Here is a 15,743-nt window from a genome sequence, read left to right on the forward strand (position 1 = left end):
AACCAGAGACAGGCCTGCCCGCAGGCCTGTCTCTGGCAAGCCAGCTCCCACAGGGATGGTACAACCGGAGATAGTGGTCGACTGGAGAACCGCTTTCGCGAGCAGGCTCGCTCCCACAGAAAGCAAGGGCAAGATCAAAAGATCGCAGCCTTCGGCAGCTCCTACGGTGATCGCGCCCACCATGAGGTCGAGTGTCAGCTCGCCTGCTCTTGATCTTGATCCACGGGCGACGTCGGAAGGCTGAGTGGAGGGATTGATCCGGGCGTGGGAGCGCAGCGACCGTTCGACGCAGTCGAACACAGCGGAAGGAGGTGCAGCGAAGCAAACCGGAGCCGCTGCGCCCGGATCGATCCCGCAGCGAAGGAACCCCGAGCTTGCGAGGGGCCGAACGCAGGAGCAAGCCTTTTGGGTTACCTTTTCGGCGTCTGGAAAAGGTGACCCGCCGTAAGGGCGGAACCCTAAGCAGCCGTTACCGCAGCAATGGATATGTACCCAATCAGATGGTAAACCATCGCCCGACTAGGGCTCAGCACTGAACCTCTGCAAATAAGCCAGCAGATTCTCCAGCTTCTCCTCATCACTCAGCCCCCAGAAAATCATCCGCGTGCCCGGCACCACGCCTTTCGGGTCTTCGAGATACGCCTTCAGCGTCGCCCGATCCCAGGTAATCCCCGAATTTTTCATCGCATCGGAATAAACATAATTGGCCGAAGTCCCGGCCGCCCGGCCAATGATGCCGTTGAGCTGCGGGCCAAACCCCGGCCGTGCCGACTCGCCGACCTGATGACAACCGCCGCACAGGCGCGGGAAGATCTTCGCCCCGGCTTCAGGGTCGCTCTCAGCCTGGACGCTGGTACTGAAGATCAAAACGAGAAACAGTGTTGTGGTGAATTTCATTGAACAGTCCAAACCCGGCTTTTCATGGCGTGAGCGCAGTTTACAGATAAGCGCCGACGATCGTTCTGACGGTGGTCAACGCCTGACGCAACACGTCCATGTTGACCGAACCCAGCGCCAGACGAATCGCATGGGGCGTATTGGTCGACAGGGAAAACGGCTCGGCGGTGGTGACGGAAACCTGGTGTTGCATCAACTCGACCACGACCTGATCGGCGCGCACGTCTTCGGGCAACGGCAGCCACAGAAAATACGAAGCCGGATGAGCGATATAGCGCAGCCCTTTCAGCACCTCGGCCGCCAAGGCCTGACGCGCCATCGCATCGTGACGTTTTTGCTGTTCAAGCACCGTGACCGTCCCGTCATCGAGCCAGCCGCAGGCAATGGCGGTCATCACCCCGGGCGTGTTCCACGTCGTCGCGCGAATGATCCTCTCCAGCGCCGGCACTTGCGGCAAAGGCGCCGCAATAAAGCCGACCCGCAAACCAGTGGCGATGTTTTTCGACAGACCCGAGACGTAAAACGTCCGTTCCGGCGCCAGGTCGATCAAGGTTCGCGGCGGGCTCTCGACCAGAAACGCGTAGGCCGCGTCTTCTATCAGCGTCAGATCATGCCGACGGGCAATCGCGACCAATTGCTCGCGCTGTTCCAGCGGCATGACCCCGCCCAGCGGATTGTGCAGCGTCGGCATGCTGTACACGGCACGCACCGCCCGCTCGCGGCAGAGTTTGTCCAGCGCCTGAAGATCCGGGCCATGTTCCGTCATCGGGATCGCCAGCACTTCCAGATACAACGCGTCGGCCAGCGCCTTGAATCCCGAATAGGTCAGCGCATCGGCGGCGATCACATCGCCGGGTTTGAGCAGTGCCATCAGCGTCACCGCCAGGCCTTGCTGAGCGCCGTTGACGATCAGCACTTGCCCGGCATCGACCGTCACGCCGCGTGTCGATAAATGCCGCGCCACCGAGGCGCGTTCGTGGGCACGCCCGGCGTGGGGCTGATAACGCAGCAGTGCTTCGAGATCACCGGACAACGCCAGTTGGCGCAACGCCGTGCGCAACAGCTCGGCCTGACCGGGCAACGCTGGGTAGTTGAAATTCAGGTCGATCATGCCGATCGCCACGTCTTTCTGATCGATACCCTGCCCCGGCGCCAGCGAGGTTTCACGGACGAAAGTGCCGCGCCCGGCTTCGCCACTGACCAGCCCCATCGCCTCGAGCTCGGCGTACACCCGTGAGGCGGTGACCAGCGCCAGTCCTTCCTGCGCGGCCAGTTGCCGATGGGTCGGCAATCGCGTGCCCGGCGCCAATCGTCCACCACGAATGTCCGCCGCGTAACGGTCAACCAGCGCTTTGTAACGAGACTTGGGCATGTCGGCTGTATCCATGACAATTTTTTGATTGTTCTGATTCTCAGCCCTAGGATCGCAGCGACACAAGCCACTTCTCGAGCGCGACCGCCATGAGCACTACTTCGACCGCAACCAACCCGACGCTGGAAAAAACCGGTGGCTGGAGCAACGGTTTTATCGGCGTGCTGATCTTCAGCGGGTCGCTGCCGGCCACACGTCTGGCGGTGCTGGAGTTCGACCCGGTGTTCTTGACCGTGGTGCGAGCAGCGATTGCCGGTGTGTTGGCTGTGGGGCTTTTGTTGTTGTTCAAACAGCGGCGACCGGCGCGTCATCAGTGGCTGTCACTGTTGATTGTGGCGCTGGGCGTGGTGTTGGGTTTTCCGCTATTGACCGCGTTGGCGTTGCAGCACGTAACGTCAGCGCATTCGATCGTCTTTGTAGGATTGCTACCGCTGGCCACCGCGATGTTTGGCGTGTTGCGCGGCGGTGAGCGGCCACGACCGGTGTTCTGGATCTTCTCGATCCTGGGCAGTGCGCTGGTGGTAGGCTTCGCCGTGTCCCAAGGCTTGAGCGCGTCGCCGACTGGGGACCTGCTGATGCTTGCGGCGATTCTGGCCTGCGGGCTCGGTTACGCCGAAGGCGCGAAACTCTCACGCAGCCTTGGCGGCTGGCAGGTGATCTGCTGGGCGCTGGTGGTGTCGTTACCACCGATGGTGCTGCTGAGCCTGTGGCTGGCGCCCGCCTCTTTCGCCAACATCAGTGTGTCGGCGTGGATGTGTCTGGGTTACGTATCGCTGTTCAGCATGCTGATCGGCTTCGTGTTCTGGTATCGCGGTCTGGCCCAGGGTGGGATCGCAGCGGTCGGGCAGTTGCAATTGCTGCAGCCGTTTTTTGGTTTGGCACTGGCGGCGACGTTGCTGCATGAGCAAGTCAGCGTGGGCATGCTCGGCGTCACGCTTGGGGTGATTCTCTGTGTGGCCGGGGCAAAGAGATTTGCCAGATAGTGTTCAGTGTTCGGCTTTCCATTGCCGAGGACTGAGTCCGGTCTTGCGCCGAAACGCCCGGGCCAGCGCCGACGGACTTTCATATCCCACCTCCTCGGCTATCAGTGCAATCGGCCGGCCTTCGCGCAGGCGTTTTTGCGCAAGACTGACGCGCCAGCTCAACAGGTAATCGGCCGGCGTTTGCCCGACCACGCGGCGAAACTGCTCGGCAAAACCGGCGCGGGACTGGTTCGCGGCTGCGGCCAGATCGGCGACGCTCCACGGCTTGTGCGGTTGCTCATGGATCAGGTTCAGAGCGCGGGATAAACGCGGGTCAGCCAGCCCGGCCATCATGCCCGGCTGCTGATCACGACTGCCGATGAGATGGCGCAGCAGCAGAATCACCAGCAATTCGAACAGGCGATCCATCACCGCGACGCGCCCGCAATGCCCTTCGAAAGCTTCGTTGAACAGCCAGTCGAGGGTGCTGCGCAGTTCGGGAATATCGGTGAGCTTCAACACCAGATAGTCGGGTAATGCGGCGGCCAGGGCATTGCCCGAGCCACCGTCGAAGGTCAGCGAAGCACAGACAATCTGGCTGGCCATGGCCTCGTCGGCAAACATCCGGTGGGTGAACGGCCGGGGAAAGAAAATCAGCGACGGTTGGTCAAGACGGATTTCCCGCTCATTGCCCGGCTTGAGCAGCAACGCCCCCGCTTGCAGAACATGCACGTGGCCGACCGGTTCGCCTTCGTGAACGCTGACGCCGCAAAATGCGCCGCTGTGAAAGGTGCCGGCGTTCACGCCGAAGTGACTGAGTAACGTAGAAAGGCGATCCACGGCTGACTCCCGAAGGCATATCTGGACGATCTGCCGCATATCCTCGACGATTTGCCGCCAAAGCGCTATCGGCAATCCCTAAGATCTCTCCATCGCCGCTGCACTTCGCCGCGCAATCTGGAGAATCACCATGAGCCGCATCCCTGCAATCAGCCTCGACACCGCCACCGACGCCGTCCGTCCTGCACTGGAAGGCGTGAAGAAAAAAATCGGTTTCCTGCCCAACGTCTTCACCACCCTCGCCCAGGCACCGGTTGCACTCGACACCTACCTGCAAGCCTCGGCGATCCTCGGCAAGACCTCACTCAGCGCCCAAGAGAAAGAAGCGATTTATCTCGCCACTTCGCAGGTCAACGGCTGCGACTACTGCCTGTCCGCACACACCGTGTTCGCCGGCAAGGCCGGGCTGTCGACACAGGACATCGTCGCGGCACGTCACGGCGAACTGAATGCCTACGCCGCCCTCGCCCGCCAGTTGACTGAAACCCGTGGCCACTTGAGCGACGCACAATTGGCCGCTGCCCGCGCCGCCGGTATCGATGACCGCAAGATCATCGAAGTGATTGCTCTGGTAGCCGTGCAGACGCTGACCAATTACCTGAACAACACTGCGCTGACCGACATTGACTTCCCGGCCGTCGAGGCCTGAGCAGTCGCTCACGAACTGAAGAAAAATCCGCTGGCGAAAAGATGCTCTTTTCGCCAGCGCTGTTTTTTGCTGCCATGATGTATGTCAGAAAATTCGTAGCGCAAACAGTGTCTGGTGCGCTGAAACCAAACACCCTGCGCGCAGGTCTTTGTTCTCTGACAAATGCCCGGGAAGACACGAACCCCATGACAGACTGGTTGCAAGACAACGGCGAGATGGCGGGGCAGATCCGCCGTCACGACTGGGCAAAAACGCCCCTCGGCCCGTTGGAACACTGGCCCGATGTGCTCAAGACCACCGTCTCGCTCAGTCTTGCCTCACATTTTCCTCAGGCGATCGTCTGGGGCCCGCAGCTGATCACCCTGTATAACGACGCCTTCGTGCCGATTCTCGGCGACAAGCCACAGGCGTTGGCACGGCCTTTCAGCGACATCTGGAAAGAAGCCTGGCATGAGATCAGACCGATCGCCGAGGCGGCATTTGCCGGCCACGCCACCTATATCGAAAACTTTGCCCTCAACATCGAGCGCGGCAGCGGGCCGGAGCAGGCGTTCTTCACCTTCTGCTACAGCCCGATTCGTGACTCGCTGGGCAATGTCGTGGGCATGCTCGACACGGTCACCGAGACCACCCAAACCGTCTATCTCAATCAACGCCTGGCAGTACTCGACGCCATCGGCGACGCGGTGACCAATGCCACCGATGCGCAAGCAATCCTGGCGGCGAGCACGCGGCTGATGGTCGAGCAATTGCAATTGTCCAACTGCGCCTACGCCGACATGGATGCCGACGAGGATGGCTTCACCATTCGCGGCGACTATGCCGCGCCGGGCTCGCCGAGCATCGTAGGTCACTACCGCTTGCGCGATTTCGGTGAGAAGGCTGTCCGTCTGCTGCGCGCCGGAGAACCGCTGGTCATCCATGACAACCGCAGCGAATTGCCGCCCGAAGAATCGGCGACCTTTCAGGCCATCGGCATCACCGCAACGATTTGTGTACCACTGATCAAGCAGGGCCGCCTGACTGCGCTGATGGCCGTCCACGACAAGGTACCGCGCGTCTGGTCGCGCTTTGAGCAGGCCTTGATGAGCGAAGTGACCGAACGGTGTTGGGCGCACATCGAGCGGGTGCGCGCCGACGCCAATGTGCGCGAAGGTCTGTTGGCCCTGGCTGAACTCAATGCGACGCTGGAGCAACGGGTCGAAGAACGCAGCCTGCGCCTGGCCCAGGCGGAATCGGCGCTACGCCAGTCGCAAAAGCTCGAAGCCATCGGTCAATTGACCGGCGGCGTGGCCCATGACTTCAACAATCTGCTGACCATCATTCGTTCGTCAGTGGACTTTCTGCGTCAGCCCAACCTGCCGGAGGAGCGCCGTCAGCGCTATATGCGCGCGGTGTCCGACACGGTCGAGCGTGCCTCCAAACTGACCAGCCAGTTGCTCGCTTTCGCCCGGCGCCAGCCGCTCAACCCGCAAGTGGTCGATGCCGGGGAGCGTCTGGCCAACATCGGCGATATGCTCGAATCTGTAACCGGCGCGCAGATTCATGTGTGCGTCGAACGCCCCGCTCATCCCTGCTACATCCGCGTCGATCTCAGTCAGTTCGAAACCGCGTTGATCAATATTGCGCTTAACGCGCGCGACGCCATGAACGGCCAGGGCGAACTGAAACTGCGCCTGGAATGCCACAAACCACTGCCGTCGATTCGCGGCCATGCCGGTTCCAGCAGCCACTTCGTGTCGATCGCCCTCGCCGACACCGGTGCCGGTATCGACGCGCACACCCTCGAACACATCTTCGAACCGTTCTTCACCACCAAGCCTGTCGGCAAAGGCACGGGGCTGGGACTGTCGCAAGTATTCGGCTTCGCCAAGCAGTCAGGGGGCAACGTCGACGTCTCCAGCGTGCTCGGCCAAGGCACCGAGTTCACCTTGTATTTGCCGCAAGTGCCAGCGAACGAGGCTGAAGTGGACGACTCCGAGGACGATGGCGAGGTGCAGCCGGCCTGCGAAAAGCGCCGGGTGCTGGTGGTGGAGGACAACCTGGACGTCGGCCGTTTCGCCAATCAGATCCTCCAGGACCTGGGCTATGAAACTGCGTGGGCGACCAACGCCGAAGAAGCCCTGCAACTGGCGGGCAGCGATGCCATGGCGTTCGATGCAGTGTTTTCCGACGTGGTCATGCCGGGTATTACCGGCGTCGCATTGGCTAAAGAGCTGCGCCAGCGCCGTCCGGATCTGCCGGTGATTCTGACTTCCGGTTACAGCGAAGAACTGGCGCGCAGTGGTTATGAAGGTTTCGAATTTCTTGCCAAACCCTACTCCGCTGAACAGGTCTCGCGGATTCTCGGCAAGACCTGGGCAATGCCCGCGACGTCAGTCGTGAGCGACGCCAGCGCGCTTGAGTAATTTCTTGCAGCGTTCCGACAGATGAAACACCTGTAGCTGCTTGCCGGCCTTGGCGTAGCGTTCCCGCAGGGTTTTCAACGCGGCAATCGCCGAGTAATCGACAAAGCTCAAATGCCGGCAGTCGAGAGTGACTTTGGCCGGATCGTTGGCCGGATCGAACTGGTTGAGAAACGGCGTGGTCGAGGCAAAGAACAGCGTGCCGTGCAGGCGATAGAGTTTGCTGCCATCGGCCTCCAGATGTTCATCGGCGTACAGTTCGCGCGCCTGCTGCCAGGCAAAGTTGAGCGCGGCGATGATGATCCCGCAGAGCACCGCCGTCGCCAGGTCGGTAAACACAGTGATAGTGGTCACGGCGATGATCACCAGCACATCGTGCAGCGGCACCTTGTTGATCACCCGCAACGACGCCCAGGCAAAGGTCTGTTGCGACACCACGAACATCACCCCCACCAGTGCTGCCAGCGGAATGCGCTCGATCAGCGGCGACAGAAACAGAATGAACAACAGAATCAACACACCCGCGACCACGCCGGACAAGCGCCCGCGGCCGCCGGAGCTGAGGTTGATCACGGTCTGACCGATCATCGCGCAACCGCCCATGCCGCCGAACGCGCCGGACACCATGTTCGCCGCGCCAAGCGCCACGCACTCGCGATCCGGGTAGCCACGAGTCTCGGTGATTTCGTCGGTCAGGTTCAGCGTCAGCAAGGTTTCCAGCAGGCCGACCATCGCCATCAGGATCGCGTACGGGGCAATGATGCGCAGGGTTTCGAAATTCCATGCGATGTCCGGCAAAGCGAAGTTCGGCAGACCTCCGGCGATGTGCGCCATGTCACCGAGGGTGCGGGTCGGCAGGCCGAACAGGTAGACCAGCAGACCAACGCCAAGAATCGCCACCAGTGCTGGCGGCACCGCTTTGGTCAGGCGCGGCAGGATATAAACGATGGCTATGGTCAGCAGCACCAGCCCGGTCATCAGGTACAACGGCGTACCGCTGAGCCAGTGCTCGCCGCTTTTGAAATGCTCCAGTTGCGCCAGGGCAATGATGATCGCCAGGCCATTGACGAAACCGAGCATCACCGGATGCGGCACCATGCGCACCAGTTTGCCCAGGCGCAACAGCCCGAACGCCATCATGATCAGCCCGCCGAGCAGCACCGTCGCCAACAGATACTGCACGCCCTGTTGCACCACCAGCGCGACGATCACCACCGCCATCGACCCCGCCGCGCCGGAGACCATGCCCGGTCGGCCGCCGAACAACGCCGTCAGCGTGCAGATAATGAAGGCCCCGTACAGGCCCATCAGCGGGTTGAGGTGCGCCACCAGCGCGAAGGCAATGCATTCGGGCAACAGGGCAAACGAGGTGGTGAGTCCGGCCAGGACATCGGCGCGCAGACGAATCGGTTTCATGGCTTACCTGACTGAGCGGCCGTCGGGCACGGCCGCCGTTTTCGCGAAAAAAGAGGGAGGCGAATGTTACGGAATTGTTCGGCCGTGGGCCAGTGGAACGCTGACATGGGTTGGCTCGGGCTTTATCCTTGCAGCCTTGTTCAACGATTGAGTCGCGCCATGTCAGCGTTTTTGTCCGCCCGGGATGTGTATCAGCGTCTGCGCGATGCTGCGCTGGGTGTGCTTGCGTTCGAAGTCTGCGAGGTGATTTCCGAATCCGGGCTGATTGCCGTGGATATCGAGGGCTGGCGTTTGCTGCTGGATTTCACCGAGGGACACTTGCATCACTGTGAATCCGCTCGCACCTGCGCCGGGGACGAAGCGACGCTGAACACATGGCAGCGTTATGGCACTGACCCGGTGAGTCTGCTCAGCACGTGGGAACTGGCGCAAATCGAGCGTTTGCTGCGTGAGGCGAATCGCGTCCGGGCTTAGTGCATCATCTCCAACCGTGGGGTTCGCTGATGTGGAGACCGACCTAATCCCTGTAGGAGTGAGCCTGCTCGCGATAGCGCTTTGTCAGTCACTGCTGTTGCGACTGATACACCTCTATCGCGAGCAGGCTCACTCCTACAGGGGGGCGTGTGTATCAGAAGGTGATGTCGGCTGCGGGTTTGACGTCGATTCGCGCTACGGAGCTGGTGAGCTGGGCGAAGTCCTTGTTGTGTTGGGCAATGATGTCGTCGGCGCTCATGGTGCCGTTGTCGACTGTCGAATGCGCGTCTCCCGCAACCACGATGTCGTAGCCCAGCGTATGCGCGCTGCGCACCGTGGCGTTGACGCAGTAGTCGGTTTGCAGGCCGCAGATGATCAGCCGCTCGAAATCTTCGCTGGGCAGCAGCTTGCCGAGGTCGGTCTGATAGAAAGAATCCCCGGTGGTTTTGCGTACACGCAGGTCTTGCGGTGATGTCTCCAGCCCTTCGGCCAGTTGCCAACCTTCGGCTTGGTAAGCCAACGGGCTGTCCTTCTCCTCGTGTTGAATCAGCACTACCGGAACGCCGGCGTCCCGGGCGCGCTGGCTCAGATCATTGATCGTGGCGATCACGCGGTCGATCTCAAAACACTGATACTCACCAGCACACAGCGCCTGCTGGACGTCGATGATCAGTAATGCGGTGGTCATGTCGAGCCTTCCTTGATCAGTCCTTGAAAATGGGGCGGACTTGAGCCCGCCCCTTTTTACTCCGCTCAGTAACCCAATGACAAGCCGGTATTGCGCCGTGGATCATTGGCGCCGTAAAAGCGGTTCTTGCCAACCGGTTTGCCATCCAGCGACGGCGCGCCAACCAGAATCGCGGCGATATGGTTGGGATCCTGCGGGCCGGCAAACTTGTGGCCCCAGCTTTCAAGGATCTTTCGCGTATCCGGGCTGGCTGCGAAGTCTTCGAGGTTGGTTTCTTCCGGCATCCACTGCTGATGGAAGCGCGGCGCGTCGACTGCTTCCTGCAGGCCCATGCCGTAGTCGATGACGTTGAGCATGGTCAGCAAGGTCGCAGTAATGATCCGGCTGCCGCCCGGCGTGCCAACCACCATGACCACTTTGCCGTCCTTGGTGACGATGGTCGGACTCATCGACGACAGCGGCGCCTTGCCCGGGGCAATGGCATTGGCTTCGCCCTGGACCAGCCCGTACATGTTCGGCACGCCGACCTTGGAGGTGAAGTCGTCCATTTCGTCGTTGAGGATCACCCCGGTCTTGCTCGCCATCACGCCCGCACCGAACCAGTCATTGAGGGTGTAAGTGACCGAGACAGCATTGCCCCACTTGTCGACGATCGAATAGTGCGTGGTATTGCTGCCTTCATGGGGCGCTACACCGGGCTTGAGTTCAGCCGATACGCCGGCCTTTTGCGGCTGGATGGCGTTGCGCAGTTTGGTCGCATAGTTCTTGTCCAGCAGGTGCTCGATCGGATTCTTCACGAAATCCGGATCGCCGAGGTAGCTGTTGCGATCGACGTACGCGTGGCGCATAGCTTCGATCTGGTAGTGCATGCCCTGAGCCGAATGGAAGCCCAGATCCTTCATCGGATAGCCTTCGAGGATGTTCATGATCTGGCAGATCACCACCCCGCCGGAGCTTGGCGGCGGCGCCGAGACGACGTGGTAACCGCGATAATCACACTCCACCGGGGCCAGTTCGCGAGTCTTGTACTTGTCCAGATCAGCCTGGGTGATGATGCCCGTGTTGGCCTGGCTGGAGGTGACGATGGCATCGGCGACCCAGCCTTTGTAGAAGCCGTCGGCGCCCTTGTCGGAAATCGTCCGCAGGGTTTTCGCCAGATCCTTTTGCACCAGTTTCTGCCCGACCTGCATCGGCTCGCCGTTGCTGAGGAAAATCGAGCCGGAATCGCGCATGTCCTTCTTGAACACGTCCGTCGCGTATTCGAGCAGTTCGACATCGCCCTGCTGCAGTTCAAAACCGTCTTCGGCCAGCTTGATCGCCGGGGCGATCATCTCCTTGCGCTGTTTGGTCCCGTATTTGCTCAGGGCCAGCTCCATGCCCGACACCGTGCCCGGTACGCCCACCGCCAAGTGACCGCGAGTACTCAGGTCCGGAATGACGTTACCTTCCTTGTCCAGATACATGTTCGCTGTCGCTGCCAGCGGAGCTTTCTCACGGAAATCGAGAAAGGTCTTGCGCCCGTCCGCCAGTTGAATGGTCATGAACCCGCCACCGCCAAGGTTGCCCGCAGCCGGGTAGACCACCGCCAGTGCATAGCCCACGGCCACTGCCGCATCCACGGCATTGCCGCCGTTTTTCAACACATCGACGCCAACGTGGGTCGCCAGATGTTGCGCGGTGACGACCATGCCGTTTTCCGCCGCAACCGGCGCCACCGATGCCGCGTGAGCCATGAGACAGCTGAGCGCCAGGGAAGTCGCAATGAGCGATCTGGCCAAAGGTTCGTACTTCATGAGTCGATCTCTTTTTTGTTTTTGGGGACTGCGCGAAACGCAGGGCAACGCTTCAGGAGCAACAAGCAGTATGGTCGGCTTTGCGTATTGCGCCTCCCCGTTCAGCCAGTATGCTGACCGCGTTATCGCCCCCGCTCCGGAGTCGCCGTCATGCCTTATACGTTCATCACCCTGCCCTCGCCGGTCGGCGCATTGAAGCTGGTCGCGAACGGCAGTCGACTCGCGGCCATCCTCTGGGAAAACGACAAACCGAACCGGGTGCGGCTTGGGCCGCTGAGTGAAGCGCCGGACAATCCGATCCTCATGCTGACCGCTCGGCAACTCGATGAATACTTTGCCGGCATACGAAATTGCTTCGATCTGGAGCTGGAATTTGTCGGCAGTGAATTCCAGAAAAAAGTCTGGGCGGCACTGCTGACCATTCCCTTCGGCGAGACGCGCACCTACAGCCAGATTGCTGCACAGATTGGTCATCCGGCAGCGGTTCGAGCGGTCGGCGCCGCCAACGGGCGCAATCCGATTTCCATTGTTGCGCCGTGTCATCGGGTGATCGGCGCTTCGGGGAAACTGACTGGCTTCGCCGGTGGGCTTGACGCTAAAGAGCGCTTGCTGACGCTTGAGGGTGGCCAGTGGGCGCAGATCGGTAAAACCGGCGATCTGTTTTAGCCATTCAAGAAAGATCAGAAGATCGCAGCCTTCGGCGGCTCCTACATCAAAATGCGTTGAAGGCTGCGATGTTCATCAAGCGAACAGGTTGTTCATCGCTGCGTACTGCAACAACATGATGGTCTTGGCATCGCAGATGTCGCCGCGCTGGAATGCCGCCAGCGCCTCATCGAACCCCCACTCGAGCACTTCCAGTTCTTCGGTTTCTTCTTCCAGGCCGCCACCGTCGCTGACTTTGGACGCCGCGTCGTATTCGGCGATAAAGAAGTGCAGCTTCTCGGTCACCGAGCCGGGGCTCATATACGCTTCGAACACCTTCTTCACTTCATGCACGCGGTAACCGGTTTCCTCCTCGGCTTCGTCACGAATGCGTTGCTCGGGCGCGGCACCTTCGAGCAAACCCGCCGCCACCTCGATCAGCAAACCGTCATGGCCATTGACGAACACCGGCAAGCGGAACTGGCGGGTCAATATCACCGTGCGCTTTTCGCGGTTGAACAGCAGAATCGCCGCGCCGTTGCCCCGGTCGTAAACCTCGCGAGTCTGACGTTGCCACTCACCGTTGTTGCGGTGGTAATCGAAGGTGATTTTCTTCAGCAGATACCAGTCGTGGGACAACACTTGAGTGTCGACGATGTTGACCCGTTCGGCTGTGTTGGACATCGCGTCTGATCCTGTCTTCATGTGTGAGCTGCCATGGTCGGACAATTGCGCCAACAACAAAAGCCCGGCAGCGCTACCGGGCTCGCTCAGCGTCCGCTGTTACTGGAAGTCGACGTCGAAGGCCTGATAGAAGGCGTTGCCGGTGTTGGCGACGATCCACATCAGCACAATGACGTGATGGCCCCTCTTGTTCGCCGGCAGCTTCACTTCATGATCGACCTTCGCCTTCAACTCACCGGCATGACTGTAATAAGGCACCTGCGGGTAGAAGTCTTCGAAGAAAGGCTGTGCTTCCAGTTGTGCACGCGTGATCCGTTGCTGAGGATCCCAGCCTTCCCGGGTGATCAACCAGCGATAACCACGGGTGGTGTGCGGCGCGGTGTAGGTCCAACTGACCTTGAGGATCTGGCCCGGATCGACATTGAGCAGCGGCCAGTTGAAGGAACGACCGAGCTTCTTGCTCATTTCGTCACTGGTGTAGTTCACACAATCGCGGGCATCGGTCTTGCCGCCGCTGAGAATGTAGCCGTCGGCTGGCGGCGCGACGCTGGCAGAGTCGGTTTCGAAAGGCGAAGGAAACGGTCCGGCCTCAATTGCCGGGAAGTTCTTGCCGCCTTCCATTTCATTGACCTGCCAGCCGCCGAGCAAGCCAAGGTCAATGGCGACAGCACCGCGACTGGCGGGTGAGATGACGCGACCGTGCTTCAGTTCGGTTTGTGGGATTGCCTGATTCATGTTTTTCACTCCGTTGATTTGAGAACTCTCCTTCCCGAGGAGAGGCCTTCAAGCTAACGGAGACGGTTTTTTTGTCCATTGGCGCTTTTGTCGCAGCGTGATCATGCAAAACGCAAAAAACCCGTAAACACTGGATGGATAACCAGTTATCGACGAAGCATCGCACTCAACGTGTGGCTGAACGCCTACACGCTGAGTTGACGAAATCGCCCTTGGGCGATTCAAGACAGTTGCGCCTGGTACTCCTTTTCGTACTGTCCGGCGAGTTGCGTTTTCTGTTTATCGTCGAGCAGCTTGCCGGCCATCTGGAAGAATTTGTGCTCTTCTTCCTTGAGGTGGTGATGGACCTTGTCGGAAAGCTTCTTCGCCGTGGCCAGCCACGCTGGGCTGGACATCTCGGTCTCGTCGAGTTCTTCCATCATCTCGTCCATTTCATGGTGCTCGGAGATGGCGTGGCGGCTCAGATCAACGCCTTCGTCGATTGCCATCAGCGGGATGTAGAAGTGCCGTTCTTCGGCGGTTTCATGGGCTTGCAGTTCTGCTTTGAGCTGGTTGTAGGCCTCGACCCGCTCAGGGCTGTCGCCGCTTGTCGCGATCAGCGCCTTGGCGTAAGCGCGCTGGCGCTCGTGGCTTTCGCGCAGGGCTTCAAAAATATTCACGGGATTTCCTCATCAATCGCGCTCAGGGAAAGGCGCGATGAAGCCTAGACCGCAGCGCTGGTTTGACGGTTCCGCTGGTTTGATCGAAGGGCTTGGAGACGCCTGCACGGACGCGGTAGGCTGGACGCTCCATTACACAAGGAAGTCATGCATGAATTTGCGTATCGAGTTGACGCAGAATCCTACCGAGGAACAGCGCCAGGCCATTCTTCAACCGCTGATTGAATACAACGACGCGAAAACCGGCATATCGAAAACAGAGCCGTTCGCCTTGATGGTCAAAGATGAGCATGGCGCGATACTGGGCGGTTTATACGGGCGAGTGACTTTGCGCTGGATGTTCATCGATCTCCTGTCAGTACCGGAACAAGGGCGAGGACAGGGGATTGGCTCCCAATTGATGGCTCAGGCACAAGCATTGGCCGAAGAGAAGAATTGCTACGGAATCTGGCTCGACACCTTCGACTTTCAGGCGCCGGAGTTTTACCAGAAACTGGGCTTCAGCCAGTTCGGTGAGATCGTTGACTATCCACCGGGACACAAGCGGCATTTCTTTCAGAAGCGCCTGATTGACTGATTGCGCCGTCGTCTTCGCGAGCAAGCTCGCTCCCACATTGGCATACATTTCAACTTGTGGGAGCGAGCCTGCTCGCGAAAGCGCCAGCCGCCTCGATACCCAATCAGAGGCAGGTCGCCATCGCCGCCATCCGCCGCATCGCGACAAAATCATCCTGCTGCGCGTAGTAGTTGAGGGTCGTACCGGAGGCTTCGGTGATCACATCGACGAACGACTCCGCCGAGCGGGTGTAGACCGTCGTGCCGCCGGACTTGCGCGGTTCCAGATAGGCCGCCGCGTCGACGCCGAATACCGCTTCGTCCTGCCAGGCGAATTGCACGCACTGGGCGACGTCTTTCTCCGGCTTGTCCGAGGTCAGGACCTTGTCAGGGCTCTTGGTACGAGCGTCGTTCATCACCGAACCGGCGCACCCGGCCAACAGGGCCGCCGCCAGCGCTACCATCAGCATTCGCATTGCATTCGCTCATCGAGAAAAAAGCGGACTGTAGCACTGCGAGGCGGCAAATCGTTCTGCTTTACTGTTTTTATGCGCGACATGCGCGAGCAACTGCGCCACCCTACGTCTTCAGCCACACAAGGAAATTACATGGCGCCTAGCGACCAGCGACATGAACACGCTCTGAAATTGTTTCTCGAAGCACGACCCGAACTGCGTGAAACCCTCGACCATCTCAACCCGCTGCTGGCTCAGGCGAAGGGCGAAACCCAGGCGCAGTATCGCGAAGAACGCCTGCATGAGGCGTTTGAAGAAGAGGCGGAAAGACAGGGGTTGTTCGCCTGGGAACTGACGTTGCAGTTGACCGCTGCTTCCCCGGAGGACTATCAGGCACAACGGCTCGAGGTGCATCGCGAGGTGGCGGAAATGGCGGGGTTGGACTGGATCGAGTATTGCGATCTTTACGGCATTACCCCGTAATCGATGTAGGAGCTGCCGAAGGCTGCGATCT

Annotated in this window: 17 protein-coding genes; 7 read left to right on the plus strand and 10 right to left on the minus strand. The window is 60.1% G+C overall.

The window, feature by feature from the left end; all coding sequences use genetic code 11:
• Positions 1–519 precede the first annotated feature (519 nt).
• Positions 520–897: a c-type cytochrome gene (locus QRN33_RS04595; RefSeq protein ID WP_285407395.1), complete on the minus strand. Its 378-nt coding sequence runs from the start codon at positions 895–897 to the stop codon at positions 520–522.
• Positions 898–937: 40 nt separating this feature from the next.
• Positions 938–2,269 carry an aminotransferase-like domain-containing protein gene (locus tag QRN33_RS04600; RefSeq protein ID WP_285407397.1) on the minus strand — a complete coding sequence of 444 codons (1,332 nt, stop codon included), beginning with the start codon at positions 2,267–2,269 and terminating at the stop codon, positions 938–940.
• Positions 2,270–2,358: 89 nt separating this feature from the next.
• Here QRN33_RS04600 and QRN33_RS04605 point away from each other — a divergent pair, with 89 nt between their 5' ends.
• On the plus strand, positions 2,359–3,252 hold the full coding sequence (locus tag QRN33_RS04605) for a DMT family transporter (protein WP_285407398.1): 894 nt from the start codon (positions 2,359–2,361) through the stop codon (positions 3,250–3,252).
• Between the two features lie 3 nt (positions 3,253–3,255).
• Here QRN33_RS04605 and QRN33_RS04610 read toward each other — a convergent pair whose 3' ends face one another.
• Entirely contained in the window at positions 3,256–4,071 is an 816-nt protein-coding gene (locus QRN33_RS04610) for an AraC family transcriptional regulator (protein WP_042609245.1), read from the minus strand.
• A gap of 130 nt (positions 4,072–4,201) precedes the next feature.
• Between QRN33_RS04610 and QRN33_RS04615 the strand changes: the two genes are divergently transcribed.
• Complete coding sequence (locus tag QRN33_RS04615; RefSeq protein WP_064363615.1) at positions 4,202–4,720, plus strand: carboxymuconolactone decarboxylase family protein; 519 nt, start codon at positions 4,202–4,204, stop codon at positions 4,718–4,720.
• 185 nt (positions 4,721–4,905) lie between these two features.
• On the plus strand, positions 4,906–7,128 hold the full coding sequence (locus QRN33_RS04620; protein WP_285407399.1) for a response regulator: 2,223 nt from the start codon (positions 4,906–4,908) through the stop codon (positions 7,126–7,128).
• Here the strand turns inward: QRN33_RS04620 and QRN33_RS04625 are convergent.
• Positions 7,096–8,541 carry a SulP family inorganic anion transporter gene (locus QRN33_RS04625; protein ID WP_285407400.1) on the minus strand — a complete coding sequence of 482 codons (1,446 nt, stop codon included), beginning with the start codon at positions 8,539–8,541 and terminating at the stop codon, positions 7,096–7,098. The genes QRN33_RS04620 and QRN33_RS04625 overlap by 33 nt on opposite strands.
• A 159-nt stretch (positions 8,542–8,700) precedes the next feature.
• Between QRN33_RS04625 and QRN33_RS04630 the strand changes: the two genes are divergently transcribed.
• Complete coding sequence (locus QRN33_RS04630) at positions 8,701–9,015, plus strand: DUF7693 family protein (RefSeq protein ID WP_285407401.1); 315 nt, start codon at positions 8,701–8,703, stop codon at positions 9,013–9,015.
• A 154-nt stretch (positions 9,016–9,169) separates the two neighbouring features.
• Here QRN33_RS04630 and QRN33_RS04635 read toward each other — a convergent pair whose 3' ends face one another.
• Complete coding sequence (locus QRN33_RS04635; protein ID WP_042609240.1) at positions 9,170–9,703, minus strand: cysteine hydrolase family protein; 534 nt, start codon at positions 9,701–9,703, stop codon at positions 9,170–9,172.
• Positions 9,704–9,768: 65 nt separating this feature from the next.
• A complete protein-coding gene (gene ggt / locus QRN33_RS04640) occupies positions 9,769–11,496 on the minus strand; it encodes a gamma-glutamyltransferase (RefSeq protein WP_042609239.1) in 1,728 nt (575 codons plus the stop codon).
• A gap of 150 nt (positions 11,497–11,646) precedes the next feature.
• On the opposite strand from ggt, the gene QRN33_RS04645 reads away from it, so the two are divergent.
• Entirely contained in the window at positions 11,647–12,162 is a 516-nt protein-coding gene (locus QRN33_RS04645; RefSeq protein ID WP_285407402.1) for a methylated-DNA--[protein]-cysteine S-methyltransferase, read from the plus strand.
• A 75-nt stretch (positions 12,163–12,237) separates the two neighbouring features.
• Here the strand turns inward: QRN33_RS04645 and QRN33_RS04650 are convergent, their stop codons facing one another.
• From QRN33_RS04650 to QRN33_RS04660, 3 genes are all read right to left on the minus strand, one after another.
• A complete protein-coding gene (locus QRN33_RS04650) occupies positions 12,238–12,825 on the minus strand; it encodes an NUDIX domain-containing protein (protein ID WP_285407403.1) in 588 nt (195 codons plus the stop codon).
• A gap of 99 nt (positions 12,826–12,924) precedes the next feature.
• A complete protein-coding gene (locus QRN33_RS04655; protein ID WP_227972598.1) occupies positions 12,925–13,560 on the minus strand; it encodes a lytic polysaccharide monooxygenase auxiliary activity family 9 protein in 636 nt (211 codons plus the stop codon).
• A 221-nt stretch (positions 13,561–13,781) separates the two neighbouring features.
• Positions 13,782–14,219, minus strand: coding sequence for a hemerythrin domain-containing protein (locus QRN33_RS04660; RefSeq protein WP_285407404.1), 438 nt, complete (start codon positions 14,217–14,219; stop codon positions 13,782–13,784).
• Positions 14,220–14,370: 151 nt separating this feature from the next.
• Here QRN33_RS04660 and QRN33_RS04665 point away from each other — a divergent pair, with 151 nt between their 5' ends.
• Positions 14,371–14,796, plus strand: coding sequence for a GNAT family N-acetyltransferase (locus QRN33_RS04665; protein WP_064363626.1), 426 nt, complete (start codon positions 14,371–14,373; stop codon positions 14,794–14,796).
• 103 nt (positions 14,797–14,899) lie between these two features.
• Here the strand turns inward: QRN33_RS04665 and QRN33_RS04670 are convergent, their stop codons facing one another.
• Positions 14,900–15,250 (minus strand): hypothetical protein, encoded by a 351-nt coding sequence (locus tag QRN33_RS04670; protein ID WP_042609233.1) that lies wholly within the window; start codon positions 15,248–15,250, stop codon positions 14,900–14,902.
• Between the two features lie 132 nt (positions 15,251–15,382).
• On the opposite strand from QRN33_RS04670, the gene QRN33_RS04675 reads away from it, so the two are divergent.
• Complete coding sequence (locus QRN33_RS04675; RefSeq protein WP_042609232.1) at positions 15,383–15,712, plus strand: DUF6388 family protein; 330 nt, start codon at positions 15,383–15,385, stop codon at positions 15,710–15,712.
• The last annotated feature ends 31 nt before the right edge of the window (positions 15,713–15,743 follow it).

It is taken from the genome of Pseudomonas sp. FR229a (assembly GCF_030209115.1).
Lineage (GTDB): Bacteria > Pseudomonadota > Gammaproteobacteria > Pseudomonadales > Pseudomonadaceae > Aquipseudomonas > Aquipseudomonas moraviensis_A.